19 protein-coding genes are annotated in these 17,436 nt (G+C 70.6%); 3 read left to right on the top strand and 16 right to left on the bottom strand.

The features are described from left to right. Positions 1-55 precede the first annotated feature (55 nt). The 3 genes from HFP15_RS25515 to HFP15_RS25505 all read right to left on the bottom strand — a co-directional run bounded on the left by HFP15_RS25515 (position 56) and on the right by HFP15_RS25505 (position 3,030). Positions 56-895 (bottom strand): SAM-dependent methyltransferase, encoded by an 840-nt coding sequence (locus HFP15_RS25515; protein ID WP_168519286.1) that lies wholly within the window; start codon positions 893-895, stop codon positions 56-58. Positions 896-1,246: 351 nt separating this feature from the next. After that, positions 1,247-1,900: a response regulator transcription factor gene (locus HFP15_RS25510; RefSeq protein ID WP_168519285.1), complete on the bottom strand. Its 654-nt coding sequence runs from the start codon at positions 1,898-1,900 to the stop codon at positions 1,247-1,249. Further along, the gene (locus HFP15_RS25505) at positions 1,897-3,030 is read right to left on the bottom strand and encodes a sensor histidine kinase (protein ID WP_312871742.1); all 1,134 of its coding nucleotides are present in this window, start codon (positions 3,028-3,030) and stop codon (positions 1,897-1,899) included. Before HFP15_RS25505 ends, HFP15_RS25510 begins: the two co-directional genes overlap by 4 nt. A 160-nt stretch (positions 3,031-3,190) precedes the next feature. Between HFP15_RS25505 and HFP15_RS25500 the strand changes: the two genes are divergently transcribed. Beyond that, positions 3,191-3,727 carry a YceI family protein gene (locus HFP15_RS25500; RefSeq protein WP_168519284.1) on the top strand — a complete coding sequence of 179 codons (537 nt, stop codon included), beginning with the start codon at positions 3,191-3,193 and terminating at the stop codon, positions 3,725-3,727. Between the two features lie 144 nt (positions 3,728-3,871). Here HFP15_RS25500 and HFP15_RS25495 read toward each other — a convergent pair whose 3' ends face one another. Further along, positions 3,872-4,213: a spore germination protein GerW family protein gene (locus tag HFP15_RS25495; RefSeq protein ID WP_168519283.1), complete on the bottom strand. Its 342-nt coding sequence runs from the start codon at positions 4,211-4,213 to the stop codon at positions 3,872-3,874. Next, on the bottom strand, positions 4,140-5,507 hold the full coding sequence (locus HFP15_RS25490; protein WP_168519282.1) for an alpha/beta family hydrolase: 1,368 nt from the start codon (positions 5,505-5,507) through the stop codon (positions 4,140-4,142). Before HFP15_RS25490 ends, HFP15_RS25495 begins: the two co-directional genes overlap by 74 nt. A gap of 103 nt (positions 5,508-5,610) precedes the next feature. Between HFP15_RS25490 and HFP15_RS25485 the strand changes: the two genes are divergently transcribed. After that, positions 5,611-6,096 (top strand): hypothetical protein, encoded by a 486-nt coding sequence (locus HFP15_RS25485; protein WP_168519281.1) that lies wholly within the window; start codon positions 5,611-5,613, stop codon positions 6,094-6,096. Here the strand turns inward: HFP15_RS25485 and HFP15_RS25480 are convergent. Both HFP15_RS25480 and HFP15_RS25475 read right to left on the bottom strand, forming a co-directional pair. Next, positions 6,056-7,615 carry a WS/DGAT domain-containing protein gene (locus HFP15_RS25480; protein ID WP_168519280.1) on the bottom strand — a complete coding sequence of 520 codons (1,560 nt, stop codon included), beginning with the start codon at positions 7,613-7,615 and terminating at the stop codon, positions 6,056-6,058. The genes HFP15_RS25485 and HFP15_RS25480 overlap by 41 nt on opposite strands. Before the next feature lie 76 nt (positions 7,616-7,691). Then, on the bottom strand, positions 7,692-8,393 hold the full coding sequence (locus HFP15_RS25475) for an alpha/beta fold hydrolase (RefSeq protein ID WP_168519279.1): 702 nt from the start codon (positions 8,391-8,393) through the stop codon (positions 7,692-7,694). 38 nt (positions 8,394-8,431) lie between these two features. Here HFP15_RS25475 and HFP15_RS25470 point away from each other — a divergent pair, with 38 nt between their 5' ends. Continuing rightward, positions 8,432-9,151 carry a CPBP family glutamic-type intramembrane protease gene (locus HFP15_RS25470; RefSeq protein WP_168519278.1) on the top strand — a complete coding sequence of 240 codons (720 nt, stop codon included), beginning with the start codon at positions 8,432-8,434 and terminating at the stop codon, positions 9,149-9,151. Here HFP15_RS25470 and HFP15_RS25465 read toward each other — a convergent pair. From HFP15_RS25465 to HFP15_RS25425, 9 genes are all read right to left on the bottom strand, one after another. Beyond that, positions 9,042-9,449, bottom strand: coding sequence for a hypothetical protein (locus HFP15_RS25465; RefSeq protein ID WP_168519277.1), 408 nt, complete (start codon positions 9,447-9,449; stop codon positions 9,042-9,044). The two genes, HFP15_RS25470 and HFP15_RS25465, sit on opposite strands and share 110 nt — an antisense overlap. A gap of 136 nt (positions 9,450-9,585) precedes the next feature. Next, positions 9,586-9,900: a hypothetical protein gene (locus tag HFP15_RS25460; RefSeq protein WP_168519276.1), complete on the bottom strand. Its 315-nt coding sequence runs from the start codon at positions 9,898-9,900 to the stop codon at positions 9,586-9,588. Between the two features lie 88 nt (positions 9,901-9,988). Beyond that, a complete protein-coding gene (locus tag HFP15_RS25455) occupies positions 9,989-10,330 on the bottom strand; it encodes a cupin domain-containing protein (protein ID WP_168519275.1) in 342 nt (113 codons plus the stop codon). A 101-nt stretch (positions 10,331-10,431) separates the two neighbouring features. After that, entirely contained in the window at positions 10,432-11,670 is a 1,239-nt protein-coding gene (locus HFP15_RS25450) for an MCE family protein (protein ID WP_168519274.1), read from the bottom strand. Next, complete coding sequence (locus HFP15_RS25445; RefSeq protein ID WP_168519273.1) at positions 11,670-12,821, bottom strand: MCE family protein; 1,152 nt, start codon at positions 12,819-12,821, stop codon at positions 11,670-11,672. The genes HFP15_RS25450 and HFP15_RS25445 overlap by 1 nt, the downstream gene beginning before the upstream one ends. Next, positions 12,818-13,996 carry an MCE family protein gene (locus HFP15_RS25440; RefSeq protein WP_168519272.1) on the bottom strand — a complete coding sequence of 393 codons (1,179 nt, stop codon included), beginning with the start codon at positions 13,994-13,996 and terminating at the stop codon, positions 12,818-12,820. Before HFP15_RS25440 ends, HFP15_RS25445 begins: the two co-directional genes overlap by 4 nt. Beyond that, positions 13,993-15,024, bottom strand: a complete 1,032-nt coding sequence (locus HFP15_RS25435; RefSeq protein WP_168519271.1) for an MCE family protein — start codon at positions 15,022-15,024, stop codon at positions 13,993-13,995. The genes HFP15_RS25440 and HFP15_RS25435 overlap by 4 nt, the downstream gene beginning before the upstream one ends. Further along, entirely contained in the window at positions 15,021-16,067 is a 1,047-nt protein-coding gene (locus HFP15_RS25430) for an MCE family protein (RefSeq protein ID WP_168519270.1), read from the bottom strand. The genes HFP15_RS25435 and HFP15_RS25430 overlap by 4 nt, the downstream gene beginning before the upstream one ends. Continuing rightward, positions 16,064-17,377, bottom strand: coding sequence for an MCE family protein (locus HFP15_RS25425; protein ID WP_168519269.1), 1,314 nt, complete (start codon positions 17,375-17,377; stop codon positions 16,064-16,066). Before HFP15_RS25425 ends, HFP15_RS25430 begins: the two co-directional genes overlap by 4 nt. Between the last annotated feature and the right edge of the window lie 59 nt (positions 17,378-17,436).

The following is a 17,436-nucleotide window of genomic DNA, read 5'->3' as shown; positions in this document are numbered from 1 at the left end:
CAAGTACCGCCAGGGTACTTATCGATCGCTCAGTAAAGGAAGGCCCCGGGAAGCGTCAGCCGACGCGCCCCACGCCGGACCAGTAGAACGGCCGCACCGACTCCGGTTCCAGGTCCGGGAACAGGACCTCGGGGCTGTCCGGCCGCCAGTCGGTGAGGTGCACGATGCCGGGCTCGACGAGCTCGAAGCCGTCGAACCAGGACGTGAACTCGGCCTTGTCGCGCAGCCAGGCCGGGTTCTGCGTGTCGCGGTAGGACTCGGCGAGCGCACTGATCTGGGCGGCGCCCTCGGCGGGCGCGTCGTCGGTGGTGATGTGGCTGGCGGCCAGCCAGCTGCCGGGCGCCAGCCGCCAGCGGTACCGGCGGATGATGCCGGGCACGTTGTCCGCGCCGCCGACGAAGTGCAGCACCGACACCATCAGCACGCAGATCGGCTTGCTGAAGTCCAGGACCTCGCGGGTGGTCTCGTGGTCGAGCACGTAGTCGGGGTCGCGGAAGTCCGCGCGGACGATTCCCGCCCGGTCCCCGGCCTCCTGGCGCTCCAGGATCAGCTCGGAATGCGCCACCGCGACGGGCTCGTAGTCGACGTACACGACGCGCGCGCCGGGCGCGATCTCGTGCACGTTGCCGACCGTCGGGACGCCGGAGCCCAGATCGAGGAACTGGGTGATGCCCTCGGCGAGCGCGGCCCGCACGACGCGGCCGAGCCACTGCCGGTTGGACATCGCCAGCGGTTTGATCAGAGGGAACTGCCGGTCGGCCTGCTCGCCGAAGTGACGGTCGACCGCGTAGTTGTTCGTCCCGCCCAGATACCAGTCGTAAATCCGGGCCGTGCTCGGTTTGTCGAGGTCGACGTCGCCGGGTGCTTCTGGTGCGTGTTCCCCATCTCCACTCACGCGTCGAAGGGTAGCGGCACCGGGAGGCGCCCGTGCGCCGCGTCACCCAGAAACCCGTCACCGCCAGGCCGGTCGCGTCCGCGCCGAGCCCGGCCGGGCAGTGGGAGCTCGCTACTCGCGCCGGTTGGCACGATGGACCAGCCAGGCGGCCAGCCCCGTGCCCGCGGCACACACGACGACCGCTGCGACGAACACGAGAAGAATCGTCGTCGCACTCACGCCGACCTCCCAACGCCGGACCGATGCATACGCCGGGCGCACGGTACCGGCGCGGGGCGCGCAGCGGTACCGCCATCGACCCCAACGACCATTAGGGACGTTCCCGGCGAGAATGTCACAAGCTCGCGTCGGTCAGCAGAAACCGGCGTCGTGCATGAGAAGCGCGATCTGGGTGCGGTTACCGAGGCCGAGTTTGGTCAGGATGCGCGTGATGTGCGCCTTCACCGTGGCGACGCTCAGGTGCAGGCGCTCGGCGATCTCGGCGTTGGTGCCGCCCTGGCCGATCCCGAGCGCGACCTCGTGCTCGCGGGCGCTGAGCGCGGCGAGCGCGGTGCGGGCACGCTGGTGCGAGCCGGATTCGGTGACGGCACGCTCCATCAGGCGGCGGGTGATCGCCGGGGAAAGGATGGGATCGCCCTGCGCGACGCGGCGGACGGCTTCGGCGATCCGCGCGGGCGGTGAATCCTTGAGCAGGAACCCGCTCGCCCCGGCGCGCAGCGCGTGCAGCACGTTGTCGTCGGTGTCGAACGTGGTCAGCACGATCACCTCGGGCGGATGCGCCCGAGCCCGCACCCGCCGCGTCGCGACGAGCCCGTTCACCCTGGCCATCCGGATGTCCATCAGCACGACGTCGGCCGCGTGCGTGTCGAGCGCCGCCGCCACCTCGTCCCCGTCGCCGGCCGCGCCGACCACGACGATGCCGCCGGCGCCGTCGAGCATCATCGTCAGCCCGCCGCGCACGAGCGGGTCGTCGTCGACGATGAGTACCCGGACGGCTTCGGTCATGCGGGCCACGGTAGCCAGGCGCGCACCTCGAACGCACCGGCACCTGCCTGGTGGTCGAGCCTGCCGCCCGCGAGCCGCACGCGTTCGGTCAGGCCGACCAGGCCGGTGCCGGTCCCCGGAATCGTGGCGGGGCCGCCGTTGGCCGCGAGCGGATTGGACACCGCGATGTGCAGCCGCTCGCCGCGGGTGCCGCCGAGCGCGACGGTGACCGGCTTCCCCGGGGCGTGTTTGCGGGCGTTGGTCAGCGCTTCCTGCAGCACGCGGTAGGCGGTGCGCCCGGCGACGGGCGGCAGCGTGTCCGGCTCGGTGAGCTCGTCGTGCACCTCGACGGGGGTGCCCGCGGTGCGCGATTCGGCGATCAACGCGGGCACGTCGGCCAGCGCGGGCACCGGGCGCGCGGGACCGGTGTCGTCCTCGCGCAGCAACGAGATCACGTCGCGCAGCTCGTCCAGCGCCTGGTGCACGGTCGAACGGATGACGCCGGCCGCCGTGGCGAGTTTGTCCGCCGGCATGTCGGGCCGGTACTCCAGCGCACCGGCGTAGGTGGCCAGCAGCGACAGCCGGTGCGCGAGCACGTCGTGCATCTCGCGCGCGATCCGGGTCCGCTCGGCGGCGCGGGCTTCGGCGACCCGCCTGCCCTGCTCGGCCTCCGCGCGACGGGCGCGTTCGGCCAGCGAGGTGATCAGGGCCTGCTGCGCGGCGAGCAAGGCGCCCCAGCCGAGGAGCGCGGCGTGCCCGACGATCACGAGCACGGTCCACCACACCAGGCCCAGCCCGGGAATCGGCCGCCACCACCCGCGCAGGATGTGCGCGACGGCGCTCACCGCGGCCACCCCGGCCGCCACCGCGAACCGCCGGTGCCGTGCGACGCCGAGCATGCCCACGCTCGCGGGCGGCGTTCCCGTCGGAGCCAGCCCGGCCAGCACCCCCAGCACCAGACCGACCATCACCGGGCGCCGCGGCAACGCGAGCACCAGCACGCACCCGGCCGCGCCGAGAACGAGGTCGAGCACCACCACCCACAGCGCGGTGCCGGAGCTGTACTCGCCCCAGGAGGTGGCCAGAACTCCCGCGGCCGCCGCGAGCGACCACGGCCACATCGGGCGTTCACAGGTCAACGTGCTGGTCACAGCGCCGAGAGTACGACCGCCGGCGCGTCCGCGACAGCGACCAAAGTCGATATCGGCCGCGACCCCGGTCGGCGCGGTTGCGGCCTGATGGACGACGCGGCGCGGCAGAATCGCGGCAAGGATGGGCCAGGACCAGCAGGACACAGAGGGGACATCCGCCATGAGCCGGCCACACACCGCAAGCGCATCCGTCGAGATCCCGCCGCCCGGCGGTTACCGCATCGACCCCGCGGCCTCGACCATTTCGTTCACGACCCGTCACATGTTCGGCCTCGGTGCCGTGCGCGGCACGTTCGCGCTGCGCGAGGGGCACGTCGAGGTCGCCGACCCGGTGCTGGAGTCCTCCGCGCTGGCCCGTATCGACGCGACGAGCTTCGACACCCGCAATCCGACGCGGGACAAGACCGTCCGGTCGCGCACCTATCTCGACGTGGAAAACCATCCGGAGATCGGTTTCGCGTCCACCCGGCTCGACCGCGACGGCGACGACTGGGTGCTGCACGGCACCCTGACCGTGTGCGGCCGCACCGAACCGGTCGAACTGCGGATCGAATCCGCGAGCGTCGCCGGGAGCGCGCTCAGGGTGAAGGCGAGCACGGAGATCGACCGCTACCGGTTCGGCGTCACCGCGATGAAGGGCATGACCGGACGGCGCCTGCGGCTCGTGCTCGACCTCACCGCGCGGCCGGTTTCCTGACGCCCCAACGCTTTCCGGCCGGCGAGCGGCTGCCTTCACCGCCGACCACGCAGGCATCGTCGGGTGAACGTGCTCGGCGCTGCTCCGGTCTCGTGGGACTGCTGATCGCCGTCACCGTGGCGATGGCCGTGACGCTGGTGTGAGTCAGCCCGCCTTCGCGCGCGCCTTGACGATCCGGGCCCGGGTGATGAGGAAGACGATCAGCACCGACGCGATCGTCATGAGCAGCCGGTTGACGTCGACCGCCGGCATCCAGGCGACCTTGGCGTCCTTCACGACGTAGGCGCCGACCGGCCGGGCGCCGACACCGAAACCGCCGCCCTCGCCCTCCTGCCCCTTCTCGTCATGCCCGTTTCCGCCGCCTGCCCCGCCGGACACGGTCGCCGCCGGGATGATCACGACGCCGTCGCGCTCATACGGCTCCGCGTACACGCGCCGTACCGAGATCGCTTCCCGCACCGTCGTCGCGAGTTCGGTGAACTTCATGTGCTCCTCCTTGGTGTGGCAGATGCCCCGTCAGCCAGTCACGGGCCAGGCGCGCGGCCTGATCGAGCGCCCCTGGTTCCTCGAACAGATGTGTCGCCCCGGGCACGACGACGAGCTTGGCCTCGCACGTCATGAGTGCCCGCGCCTGCTCGTTGAGTTCCAGCACGATCTCGTCGCGCCCGCCGACGATGAGCAGCGTCGGCACGCGCAGGCGCGGCAGCCGCTCGGCGGCCAGGTCCGGCCTCCCGCCACGCGAGACCACCGCGGTGACCCCGAGCCGCTCGTCCGTGGCCGCCCACAGCGCCGCGGCCGCGCCGGTGCTGGCGCCGAACAAGCCGACGGGCAGACCGGTGTGCGCGGCGGCCCACCGCGTCACGTCGGCGAGCCTGCTCGCGAGCATCGGCACGTCGAACACGCAGCCGCGGTCACGTTCCTCGCGGTGGGTCAGCAGATCGAACAGCACCGTGGCCAGCCCCGCCCGGTTGAGCACGCCGGCGACGTACTGGTTGCGCGGACTGTGCCTGCTGCTGCCGCTGCCGTGCGCGAACACGACGATCCCCTTCGCGCCGTCGGGCACGCTCAGGCGGCCGGCGAGCGGCACCATCCCGGCGAACACCTCGACCTCGTCGTCGCTGAGCGCCCGGTCGGCGGTAGTGCCGTTGTGGGCCGCGTGCGAGAGCAGCCGGATGACCTCATCGTCCGTGGTCTGCGCGAAATCGTCGTACCACTCCCCGATCGCCGAGAACCACGCCGGCGTCTCCAGGCACACGACCTCGTCGGCGGTGCCGCGCAGCGCGCGGATGGCCTCCCGCGAACCGACCGGCACGGCGAGCACCACCCGCGCGGCGCCGTGCGCACGCGCGACCTGGCAGGCGGCACGAGCGGTCGATCCGGTGGCCACACCGTCGTCGACGATGATCGCGACGCGGCCCTGCAACGACATCGGCGCGCGGTCGCCGCGGAATCGCTGGGCGCGGCGGCGCAGCTCCGCCCGTTCGGCACGTTCGACGGCCGCGATCTCGTCACCGGTGAGCTGCAGGTGGCGCACGACCTCCCGGTCGAGCACGCGCACCCCGCCCTCGCCGATGGCCCCGGCCGCCAGTTCGGGCTGGTAGGGCACACCGAGCTTGCGCACCAGGATGATGTCCAGCGGCGCGCCGAGTGCCTGTGCGACCTGAGCGGCCACCGGGACCCCGCCCCTCGGCAGGCCCAGCACCACGGTCTTGTCGCCCCGGTAGGCGCTGAGGCGGCGGGCGAGCCTGCGGCCCGCGTCCGTGCGATCGGTGAACGGCATACCCGGAAGTGTCGGCGCGGCCGCCCGAGATGTCTGGAGTCCAAAGTCATCGGGTGACCTTCTGCCCTTTCGTGGCCACCCGTGCCGCAACGACGCTCACGGCATGCTGCTGGACCAGATCGCCCCCGATTTCGCCTTCGCGGTGCGCGAGCACATCGTGATCGACGCCCCCGCTCCCGCCGTGTACCAGGCGGCGTGCGAGTACACGCCGACCGAGCGGTTCGTGAGCACCGGCTGGGACGTACTGGGCAAGGCGGCCGAGGACGAGATCGTTCTGGGTGCCACGGGCCGGTTCTGGACGCCGCTGCGGCACCGCCACCGCATCTCGCTGGAGGGGTGGAGCGCGGTGTGGGAGCCGCATCTGTACCGGATCGTCGCGGGCCTGGCGGTCCTGCCGTACGGCACCGATCGCTGCGTGCTCGCGTGCGAGGCGCGGCTGACGCCAGAAGACCCGGACGCGACGAGCGGTTTCCGGGTCTACTGGCGGGTGCTGGCGCCGATCGCCCGGCTCATCGCACGGGCGTCGTTGCGCGCCATCGCGGCACGGGTCACCGCACCGCTGCCAACCGTTTCTCGTCGAGCGGAATGACCCGCGTCGCGTCCCGCACCTCCGCTTCCAGCGCGGCCACGAGCCGGTCCGCGTCCGGAATCAGCCGCTGGTCGGTGCCGAAACCGAAGAACACCTGTCCGGCATAGGTGAACACGCACACCGTGATCGCCTGCCGCCCGCTCGTCGGCGCCCACCCGACGACACCGGCGACCCGCGCGCCGGCGATCTGCATCGGCGCGCTCGGCCCCGGCACGTTCGTCAGCACCCCGATGGCCTTGTCGGTGAAGAACCGGATCAGCCGGGACGCGATCGGGGGCGGGCTCTGGCTCACCACCTCCTGCAGCGCGTAGGTGATCAACGGTTCGTAGGAGTCGCGGATGCGCAGCACGCGCCGGTGCACCTCGGCCAGCCGCTCGTGGAACCCGCCGCGGCCGAGCGGCAGGTGCGCGAGCACCAGCGAGAAGTGATTGCCCAGTGCGGGCGGCAACCTCGTGTCGAACTTCTCCAGGCTCACCGGCAGCATCCACACGACATCGCGCAGTCCCGCCCCGCCCCGCTTGTGCTCGGCGAGGTAGCGATCCAGCGCGCCGGCGACGAGCGCCGTGCACACGTCGTTGACGGTGGTTCCGGTCGTGTGGCCGATGCGGCTCAACGCGGCGAGCGGAATCGGCCGGCCCCAGACGGCGGTCTTCGCGATACCCGGCTCGCCCTCCCACAGCCGGGCCGTACCCGGCCAGCCGAGCAGCTTCGCGACGCTCTCCGCGCTGTGCCACAACGTCAGCCCGGTCGTGGCGAGCCGGTCGGCAAGACCACGCGGAGCGGCGGGCAACGCCGACAGCGCGATGTCCAGCGCGGCACCGGCCACGCCCGCGGCGGCCGTGGCCCCGAAGGCCGGCACCGCGACCGCGGCCTGCGCGAGCGGCCCGAGGCGGCGGGCCAGGTTCTCGAAGCGCAGGCCCAGCTCGTCCACCTCGCGGACGAGGGACGTGCTGAGCTGCGTCACCGGGCGCACCCCGTTCTCGTGCCGCGGCGCCATGCCGCCGACCCGGGCCGAGGGCTTCGCGGGCGCGCCGTCCAGCGGATCGAGCAGGCTGAACATGACCTGGGTGAGCCGGATGCCGTCGGCCATCGCGTGATGCGAGCGCATCACGAGCGCACTGCCGTTGCCGTAGCCGTGCAGCAGGTGGATCGACCAGAGCGGATGGTCGGATTCGAAGGGGCGGCTGCGTTCGGCGGCGACGAAGTCCTGCAGGGCGCGCGCGTCGCCGGGTGCGGGCATGTCGCACACGACGAAGTGCCGCGACAGATCGAAATCGGGGTCGGTCTCCCAGATCGGCGGCTTGCCCGGCACCCGGCTCGGCACGGGCCGCTGCAGGTAGACGGGGAACCGCGCGAGTATCCGGTCCGCGACGATCTCGCGCAGTGCCGCGGTGTCGATCGGCGTCTCGGTCCACAGCACCGAGGTGATGACCAGCCGGTTGGCCGGCCGGTCGAGATGCAGCCAGAGGCTGTCCTGTGCCCGCATCGCACGATGCGGACCGACGAGGGTGTTTGTCATGGGCTCGGTCCTGTGCGTGGAAGGTGCGTCACCATCCACCCTCAGCCGCCGGGCGCCCACGTTGAAGGGTCGTTGGTCACCGGTTTTCGTGGTTCAGCGCGCGTACCGCCGCGGCGGTGGCGCGCACGTCCTCCCACACCGGGCTGTGTCCTGTGTAGACAGTCCTCAGTGCACAATTCGGCAGATGTGCCACCAGATACTCCGCATCGGCGACCGAGCGCGCGCGATCGAGCACTCCGTGCAGGACGGTGACGGGACAGGCGATGTGCGGCAGGCGGGCGGTCAGGTCCAGATCCCGCTGGCTGCGCAGCACGTCCAGCGCCGCCTCCTGCTGCACGGTGGCCGCGTAGGCGAGCAGGCTGTCGCGGAACCGCGCCGGCACCGGCTCGGCGAACGACCGGTCGAGCACCGCGGCATGCAGCTTTGGCCCCCACGCCGTGGCGATCGTGTCGAGGATGCGGTCCACGTCGCCGTGCCCGCGCATGTGCGCGCCCGTGTTCGCCAGCAGCAGGCCGGCCACGAGGTCGGAGCGCGCCGCGGCCAGCGTCAGCGCGATCGAGCCGCCGGTCGAATGGCCCGCGACGAGCACGGGCGCGCCGTGGTCGCGCTCGATCCGCACGGCCAGCCGCCCCGCGATGTCCTCGATGCCCCACGGGCCGGGCTCGGTCATCCAGTCCACCGCCTCGACGGTGATCTCGTCGCGCAGTTCCCCGGCGAGCCGGGTGAAGATCTCGGGGCTGCACAGGGTGCCGGGAACGGCGACGAGTGTCGAAGTCACGCCCCGACGTTAGCCGAGGCCAGCACAATGGAGACACGATGTCCGTCACCACAGTCGCCCCGGCCCGGGCGCGGGCCGTGCCCGTGCTCGCCGCCGTGCTGGTGCTCGCGGCGGCGACGGTGCTGGCCAACCGGGTGCTGCCGGGCTGGGCGTATCCGGTGTGCGGCACGGTCACGGCCGCCGTGCTGGTGCTGCTGGCGCGGCTGACCGGCCTGCGGTGGGCCGAGATCGGCTTGAGCGTCCGCGACGCGCGGCGCTCGTTGCTGTTCGGGCTCGCGGGATTCGCGGTGGTGCTGCTCGGATTCGGCGTCGTGCTGGCGGTCCCCTCGGCACGCCTGGTGTTTCACGACGGGCGGGTCGGCACGCCGGGGTTCGGTCAGCTGATGTGGTTCGCGCTCGTCCGCATCCCGTTCGGCACGGTGCTGGTGGAGGAAATCGGGTTCCGCGGTGTGCTTCCGGCGCTGCTGGGCGGGGGTGAGCGCGGGCGGTGGTGGCCCGTGCTCGGCGCGTCCGCGCTGTTCGGGTTGTGGCACCTGCTGCCGTCACTGGCGCTGATGCGCAACGCCGCGGTGGCGGCGGCGCTCGGCGGCCTCCCACAGACCGTGGTGTCACTGCTGGCGATGCTGGCCGCGGCCATGGCCGGGGTGTTCAGCTGTTGGTGGCGTTATCTCGGCCGTGGTCTGATCGCGACGGCGCTGGTGCACCTTGCCACCAACTCGGGCGGCCTCGTGCTGGCTTGGGCTCTGGTCGCACAGTGACCGCGAGCAATGCGGCCACGACGAACAGGGCCGCGGCCTCCAGCGCCTCGCGAGTGAACACCAGCTGGCCGTAGCGGCCGAGGACGAAACCCGAGTGCAGGCACCAGCACGCGGCCGCCGTGGCCAGCGCCGCGGGAACCGTCGTCACCGAGGACACGGCGGCGGTGGTGGCGGCGAGCGCGAGCACCGACCAGACGTGATGGCTCGCCGCACCGGCCGCGACGGCCACCATGGTGACGCCGATGCCGGCACCGAACCCGAGCGGAAACCCGAATCCTCCCGGCAGGAATATGCGCATGCCCTATCGCACACCGACCCAGCGGGCGAAGTAGCAGCTCTTATCGCGAAGGGGACGCCGTCGCCGGATCTTTTGACGCCTTCTTAACGGCTCAGCCCGAGATGAGCGGGTGATCCACAGGCGCGGCGTGAGGGAATCACCTCTTCGCGGGTTCCGGCTCCACCGTCAGTGAGAACACCGGCGCGACGTCGACACGCTCGGTGTTGCGGCCCGCGTGGCGGCATGCCGCCGTCGCCGCGGAGCGCAGTGCGTGCAGGGCCCACAGCGCTGCGCGTTCGTCGCTTTCCGCCCGGATGCGCCAGCAGGCCTGCAGCCAGTCGGGCTGGTCCAGCCGGACCGTGTACAGCCTCGCGGCTTCCTCACTCTGATCGGCGAGCCGCTGCCGGACCGCCCATTCCACGGTGCCGGCGGCATCGTAGTCGGCGGTTTCGAGGCAAATCGCGGCCCACACCCGGTAACACCCCATGTTCCCCGCCTCCCTTCCAACCGAAAGGGTTTCCCATCCGCGCCCGCGTTAACCCGCGCGAACGGCGGAAACGTCACCGCAGGGCGACGGTCAGCAGCACCGCGCAGTCCGCCAGAGCGGTCAGGCCGTGCCGCTGCGGCGGGAGCGGCACCAGCTCGCCCGTGCCCAGCACCCATTCGCGGTCCTCGGTGTGCAGCCGGACCTGCCCGGTCAGTACCTGCAGCGTCGCCGCCGCGGGCGCGTCGTGCTCGGCGACCTGCGCGCCCTCCGCCAGCGCGATGACGGTCGCGCGCATGGACGTGCCCGACGCGATGGTCCGGGCACCACGCCGCGAGTGGTGGTCACGGGCCTGTTCGAGCAGCTCCGCGGCGAGACCGCCCAGCGACACGACGGCATGGTGTTCGGTTCCGGTCATGGCACACGCTCCCATCCTCGGCGGCATGGCACGCACGCGGCCGGGCGCCGCGGCTGCGACAAACGATATCGGGCCGGGCGCTCCGGAACCGGGACGAGCGGTCAGCCGGGCAATCCGAGCAGTCGCCCGATCCCCGCGGCCACGCCCGTGCCGGCCAGCCCGAGCACGCCCGGCAGCTGCGACCGGCCATCCGGCGCACCGGCCGGGGCCGCCGACAGCTGTGACACGGCGGCGGGCTTCCCGGCGAAAGGCGCGTTCTGCGCACCACGGACATCCGTCCCGCTTCCGGGCGGTTCGGCGCAGTATGCGAGCGTGTTCGGTGGCGCCTCGCTGACGTCGTTCGCGGGCCGTTGCGGCGTGCTCTCGTAACCCTTGGTGCAGGAATGCGGGTCGAAGAAGTTCAGCACCAGGCCGAGCCTGCCCTCCCCGTTCGCGCTCACCGACGGCCCGAACGCCGAGATCACCGGCAGCGCGACGAGCTGCTGCTCGATCGCGCCGGTGCGCACGGCCGTGATCTGCGCGGTCGTCAGCAGGTTCGCGGTCAGCACGCTCAGATCGCTGCCGGATTTGACGAGAATGCTTTCGACCTCGTCCGACAGCGCCGGGGCCTGGTCGATCACCGTGCGCAGATCCGGGTCGGAGCTTCGCAGCTGACCGGCGATCGCGCGCAGCCCGGACGCGATGGCGGTGATGTCGTCGGCCTGCCGTTGCTGCGTCGCCAGCACGGTGCGCCCATCGGCGAGCAGCCTCGTGGTCTGAGGCAGATTCCGCCTCGCCTCGCCGGTGAACGCGCCCGCGGTGTCGAGCAACCGGGCCAGGTCGGGCCCAGTGCCGTGGAACGCGTCGTAGGACTCGCCGACCACGGTCCGCAGCGATCGCGGGTCCACACTGGACACGAACCGGTCGAGGCTCGCCAGCACCGTCTCCGGCGCGATCGGCAACGCGGTGCGGTCGGTCGTGATCACCGAGCCGTCGCCGAGATACGGCCCGTCGTCGCGGTTGGGCCGCAGGTCGACGTACTGCTCCCCCACGGCGGACCGGTCCGCCACGACGGCTTCGGTGTCGGACGGGATGGCCGGACCGGAGTCGATGTCGAGGTCGAGCGAGACGCCCTGCGGGGTCACGTGCAGCGCCGACACCTGGCCGACGGCGACGCCCCGGTAGGTGACCTCGGCGCCGGTGAAGATCCCGCCCGAGTCGGTCAGCTGCGCGACGACGCGGTACCCGCGCGTGCCGAAGAGCCGGTCGAGCCCGGCGTACCGGCCGCCCGCGTAGCCCACCGACAGCACCGCGATCAGGCCGAACACCAGCAGTTTGACCCAGTGTTTCGTGGTGAACATCAGCGCCCACCGCCCAGCAGGTCGACGAGCGGTCCGCCGGGCGATCCGGATTGGGCCGGTGCGGACGGAACCGGCAGCGGGAGCGGCGGCGCGCCGGCCGGGATCGTGACGGGCGCTGCCGCGCCGGGCAGCGAGATGGACACCTTGCCGGCGTTCTCGATGTTCGACAGGATCGCGGACAGATCCAGATCCAGGTTCACGCTGACGTTGCCGTAGTCGCCCTTCAACGCGATCCCCGCCTCGTCCGGCAGCGGGTAGGTGGGCAGGATCTTCAACGCCGTCGGCAGGTTCTGCCCGGCCTCGGCGAGTCTGGTCAGCGTCGGTTCGAGTGCTCGCAGGTTGGCGACCACCTGGTCGCGACTGCGGTACATCGTGTCCACGGCCACGCCCGACAACGAGTTCAGCGAGCTCAGCATGCCCACCAGCTGATCGCGCTGCTCGGCGACGACCTGCAGGCCGGGCGCGAGATCACGCAGCGCCTTGGTCAGGTTCGCGGTCTGTCCGTCGAGCGTGCCGGACAGCCGGTGCAGCCCGTCGATGGCGCGCACGATATCGGCCTTCTGCCCGTCCAGCTCGGTCATCAGCGCGTCCATTCCGGACAGCAGCGCGCGGATCTTCGGCTCGTTGCCCAGCAGCGCCCTGTTCAGTTCCGTGGTGATGCCGGCGAGCTGGTTCACGCCGCCACCGTTGAGCAGCATCGACAACGCGCCCAGCACTTCCTCGATCTCGGGGTGCCTGCTGGTGCGGGACAACGGGATGAGCGCGCCTTCGCCGAGGCTGCCCGTCGGCGCTTCACCGGCGGGTTCGGCGAGTTCCACGAACTTTTCGCCGAGCAGGCTGGACTGCCGCAGCCCGGCGAACGCGTTCGCGGGCAGCCGCACGCTCGCGTTGACGGTCATCGACACCAGCGCCGAGTGCGTGTCCGGCGCGAGGTCGATCCGGTCGACGCGGCCGACCGCGACGTCGTTGACCTTCACGCTCGCCTGCGGCACGAGGTCGAGGACGTCGGTGAACCGCGCGGTGATGTGGAAAGGGTGGTCGCCGAGATCGGCGCCGCCGGGCAGCGGCGCGTTGTACAGCCCGGAGAACCCGCCGCTGCCGCATCCGGCGACGAGGAACATGACCGCGCACAGCACGAGAAGGCGTCTCATCGCCCCGCCTCCGGGATCGAGACGAGCGGCACCAACGGCAGCGGCGGCAGCTTGCCGCTGGCGATGCCGGCGAGGATCTGGGTCACCGACGGCGCTCCGCCCGCCACCGGTTCCAGTGCCTGGCACACCTTGCCCACCACGTCCGGCAGCTCGGCCGGGGTGGCCTGCTTCAGCAGTCTGCACAAGGTGGTGAACAGCGGGTTCGTCAGCTCGTTGGCGTCGTAGCGGATCGCGATGCTGCCGCTGGCCGCGTCGTAGGAGTTGATGTAGTTGTCGAGCCCGGCCGGGCCGACGTCGAGCGTCTCGGCCAGTGCCGCGCGCTCGTCGACCAGCACCTGCGTCAGGCTCGCCAGCTTGTCCACATTGGACGTCAGTCCGTCCCTGTTCTGCTCGACGAACTGCCGCACCTCACCGAGCGCGCTCGCCAGCGAGGACAGCGCACCACCGATGTCGCGCGAGTCCCCGGCGAGAAAGCCGGTGACGTCCGCGAGCCGTTGATAGAACTGGTTGATCTGCTGGTCGCTGTCGGCGAGCGTGGTCGTGAAGGACTGGAGGTTGCCTATGGTGGCGAACAGGTCCCCCTTCGACTCGTTCAGTGTCTGGGACAGATCGCCGATCTCGGACAGGGTGTTGTTGATGTTCTTGCCGTTGCCGTCGAGGTTGTTCGCCGCGGTGTCGAGCAGGTTGGACAGCGACCCGTGTGCGTTCGCGCCGGACGGGCCGAGCGCGGTGGACAGCTTGTCGAGGCTGCCGTAGAGATCGTCCAGTTCCATCGGTGTCGCGGTCCGGTCGCGCGGGATCACGGTGCCTGCCGCCATCACGGGACCGGTCTTGTAGGCCGGGGTGAGCTGCACGTAGCGGTCGCTGACCAGGCTGGGCGCGACCACGACCGCCTGCGCGGTGGCGGGCACGCGTACTCCGGCGTCGAGTTGCATCTCGACACGCACCCGCGTGCCCTGTGGCGTCACGTTCGTGACCTGTCCGACCTGGACGCCGAGAACCCGCACCGAAGAGCCCGAGTAGAGCCCGACGGTCTTGTCGAACAGCGCGGAAATGCCGGTGCCGCCCTGATCCCGCACCAGCAACCAGATCCCGGCCGTCAGGACGAGCGCGGCCACACAGGCGGTCGCGAGCCAGCGGTACGCGCCGCGCTGTGCCTTCGTCTCGATGCTCATCGGCCACCCAGCCCCTGGTCGGGTGCGGCTTGCGGTACCTCGCAGCCCTGCGGGTTCATCTGGATCACGCCGGCGTTGATGGTGGGCGGCAGCAGACCGCAGATGTAGCCGTCGAACCAGCGGCCGTTGCCGGTGGCGTTGGTGCCCACGCGCGCGAACGGCGCGAACAGTTCGAGGCTGCGCTTGAGGTTGTCCTGGTTGCGCTGCAGCACATCCGTCACGTTGCCGAGCTTCTGCAACGCGGGGGCCAGCTGTGCGCGGTTGTCCGCGACGAGTCCGCCGAGCTGGCCGGCCAGGCTTCGCGTGCCGCGCAGCAGGCCGTCGATCGCGTTCCGGCGCTGCTGAAGCTCGGCGAGCAGCTGATCGCCGTCGCCGATGATCTGCCGCAACCGGGTGTCGCGGCCGGCCAGGGTGCCCGAGAGCTGGTTGGTGTTGCCGAGCAGTTCGGCGAGTTGTCTGTCGCGAGAGGAGACCGTTGTGGACAGTGCGGACAGTCCGTTGAGGGTGTCCTTCAACGGCTGTGGTGTGTTCTTCAGGGCGGCGGCGACCGCGTCGAAGCTCTGCGCGAGCTGCTGGGTGTTGATGTCGCCGACGGTGCCGGACAACTGCTGGAGTGCGTCCTGGAGCTGGAACGGCGTGGTCGTGCGGGTCACCGGGATCGGCTTGTCCGGGTCGAGCGCGCCCGTGCCGAGCGGGTGCAGTGTGAGCATCTTGTCCCCGAGCAGGGTCCTGATCTCGATCGACGCCGTGGTCGCGTCCCCGAGTTTGGTGTTCCTGACCTTGAACTGCACCAGCACCTGGTCCCCGTCCAGCGCCACGGAGGTGACCTGGCCGATCTTCACCCCGGCCGCCTGCACCTCGTTGTCCGGTGCGAGCCCGGCGGATTCGGCGAAGTAGGCCTGATAGGTGGTTCCGGTGCCCAGCAACGGAAGTTCGTCGGAGAAGTAGGACACCACGGTGACCAGCACGACGAGGACGAGGGTGACCGCGCCGATCGTGGCCTGGTTGCGTTCGCGCAGCGGTTTCACGACGGTTTGCACCTCTCCGGCATCTCGGTGCCGGGCAGCGGCAGGATCGGCACCTTGATGCCGAGCGAGGAGATTCCGATGGAGCCCGACATGTTGCAGAGGAAGTAGTTGTACCAACTGCCGTAGCTCAGGGTCCGGATGAACTTGTCGAGATTGCCCGGCATCTTGTTGAGCAGATCGTTGAGCAGTGGAGCGGAGTCGGACAGCGTGGTGGACAGGATTCCCAGCTGCGCGATGTCATTTTTGAGCGAAGGCCGGACATCCTGCACGAAACCGCTCGTGACGTTGGTGAGAGTGGACAGTGCCGACATCGCGTCCCCGATGGGCTGCCGCTGCTGCGCGAGCCCCGTGACGAGTTCCTGGGTGCGGTCGATGAGATCGCCCATCCGCGGGCCGTTGTCGTTGACGGTGCCGAGTACGGAGTTGAGGTTGTCGATCACCTCACCGATGACCTTGTCCTTGTCCGCGATGGCCGACGTGAGCGACGCGGTGTGGGTCAGCAGGGACTCGATCGTGCCGCCCTCGCCCTGGAAGACCTGGATGATCTCGAACGACAGCTGGTTGATCTGCTGCGGATCCAGGGCCTGGAACAGCGGCTTGAACCCGTTGAACAGCACGGTTAAGTTCAGCGCGGGCTGCGTGCGTTCCGGCGGGATCATGCCACCGGAAGGCAAGGGCTTTCCCTCGTCCACAGTGGTGTCCACGGTGAGGTAGCGCTGGCCGACGAGGTTGCGGTACTTGACCGTCACGGTCGCCGCGGCCGGGATCCGGTAGGCCGCCGACACCGTGAAATGCACGTCGGCGAGCAGCCGGCCGTCCGCCTGGGGCACCGTCGTGATCTTGTCGACCTGGCCGACCTTGACCCCCGCGATCCGCACGTCGTCGCCCTCGTGCAGGCCCGAGGCGTCGGTGAAGCGGGCGGTGTAGCTCGAGGTCGAGCCGAACTCGGTGTTCGCGATCGTCGCGGCGAGGATCCCGGTGAGCAGCACGGTGACGGCGGCGAAGATCAGGATCTTGATCAGCGGCGCGGCCAGGTTTCTCATGGCAGGTTCACCTCCGCTCCCCGGTAGAGCGGACCGACCAGCAGGCTCGCCCAGCTCGGCACGTCGTCCGGGCTGGTGTCCAGCACCGGCGAGACCAGGACGTCGAGGAGTTCGCGTTCGGCGGTGGAGTTCGCGAGCGAACCGGTGGTGCTCGAACCGCCGGGCAGCGGGGTGCTGGCACCCGGCCCGGGAGCGGGATGCGTGGAACCGTCCTGGACGGGACCGCCGGGCGGGTACTGCGGCCAGCGGCCCGGCGCGGGAAGCTGCGGATAACAGCGCGGGCCGCGTTTGTCGAGGTAGCGCGGCTCGTCCTGGCCCGGCTCGTACTTGCTCCGGTCGGCGAGGAACTCGATGCGCACGTGGTTCATCTCGTCGGTGCCGACACCGAACGCGGCGTAGGCAGCCGGGATCGAGTCGGCGAACTGCTGGAGCATGCAGGGGTACTCGGGCGCGTACTTGGCCAGCACATCCAAAGTGGACTGGTCGGTGGCGGTCAGCCGGATGATGTTGTCCTTGTTGACCTTCAGGAAGTTGCCCAGATCGACCGACACCGTGGTGACCGACTCGTACAGTTGCCGCAGCTGGGTCCGCTCGTCCACCAGCGTCCGGCTCGTGGTGGTCAGGTCGGACATCGCCTGCAGGAAGTCGGGTGCGGCCTTGTTGTAGATGTCGGTCACGTCCGCGAAACCGCTGATGTCGGCCTTGATGTTCGGCAGGGAAGGATTCAGCCCGCCCAGGTAGTCCGACAGTCCCACGAGCGTCTGGCCGAGTTGCTCGCCCCGGCCGTGCAGCGCCGTGGACACCGCGCTCAGCGTCGCCGACAACTTCTCCGGCTGCACCGCCTGCAACAACGGCATCACGTCATCGAGCACCTTCTCCAGCTCGATCGCCGCACTGCTGCGATCCTGCCCGATCACATCCCCCGCCTGAATATGCCGCGACGACGGATCCTGCGGTATCTGCAAAGCGACATAACGCTCACCGAACAACGTCTTCGGCAGCAACCGCGCCGACACGTTCGCCGGGACGACCGAGATCATGTCCGGTTTCAGCGCCAGCTCCAGCGCCGCGTGCTCGCCCAGCGCCTCGATCGAGCGGACCTCGCCGACGACCACGCCGCGGATCTTCACGTCGGAACCCTTGCGCACCTGGTTGCCGACGTGATCGGTCTCCAGCCGCACCATCGCCACCGGCGTGAACTTCTGTTCGTACACCGAGACCGAGGCCCACACGAACAGCGCGCACACCATCAGGAACACCAGGCCCAACGCCTGGTGGCCAAGCCGTCGATACAGGATCCCGCGGTACATCGCAGATCCTCACCTCTTCCAGACTCCGGCTTCGTTGCTCCGAGTCCCGGCTTGCGGTC

Source organism: Amycolatopsis acididurans, from assembly GCF_012328925.1.
In the GTDB taxonomy this organism is placed as follows: Bacteria; Actinomycetota; Actinomycetes; order Mycobacteriales; family Pseudonocardiaceae; genus Amycolatopsis_E; species Amycolatopsis_E acididurans.
Note: the sequence above shows the minus strand (reverse complement) of the source record. Positions and strands in the feature narration are given on the sequence as shown.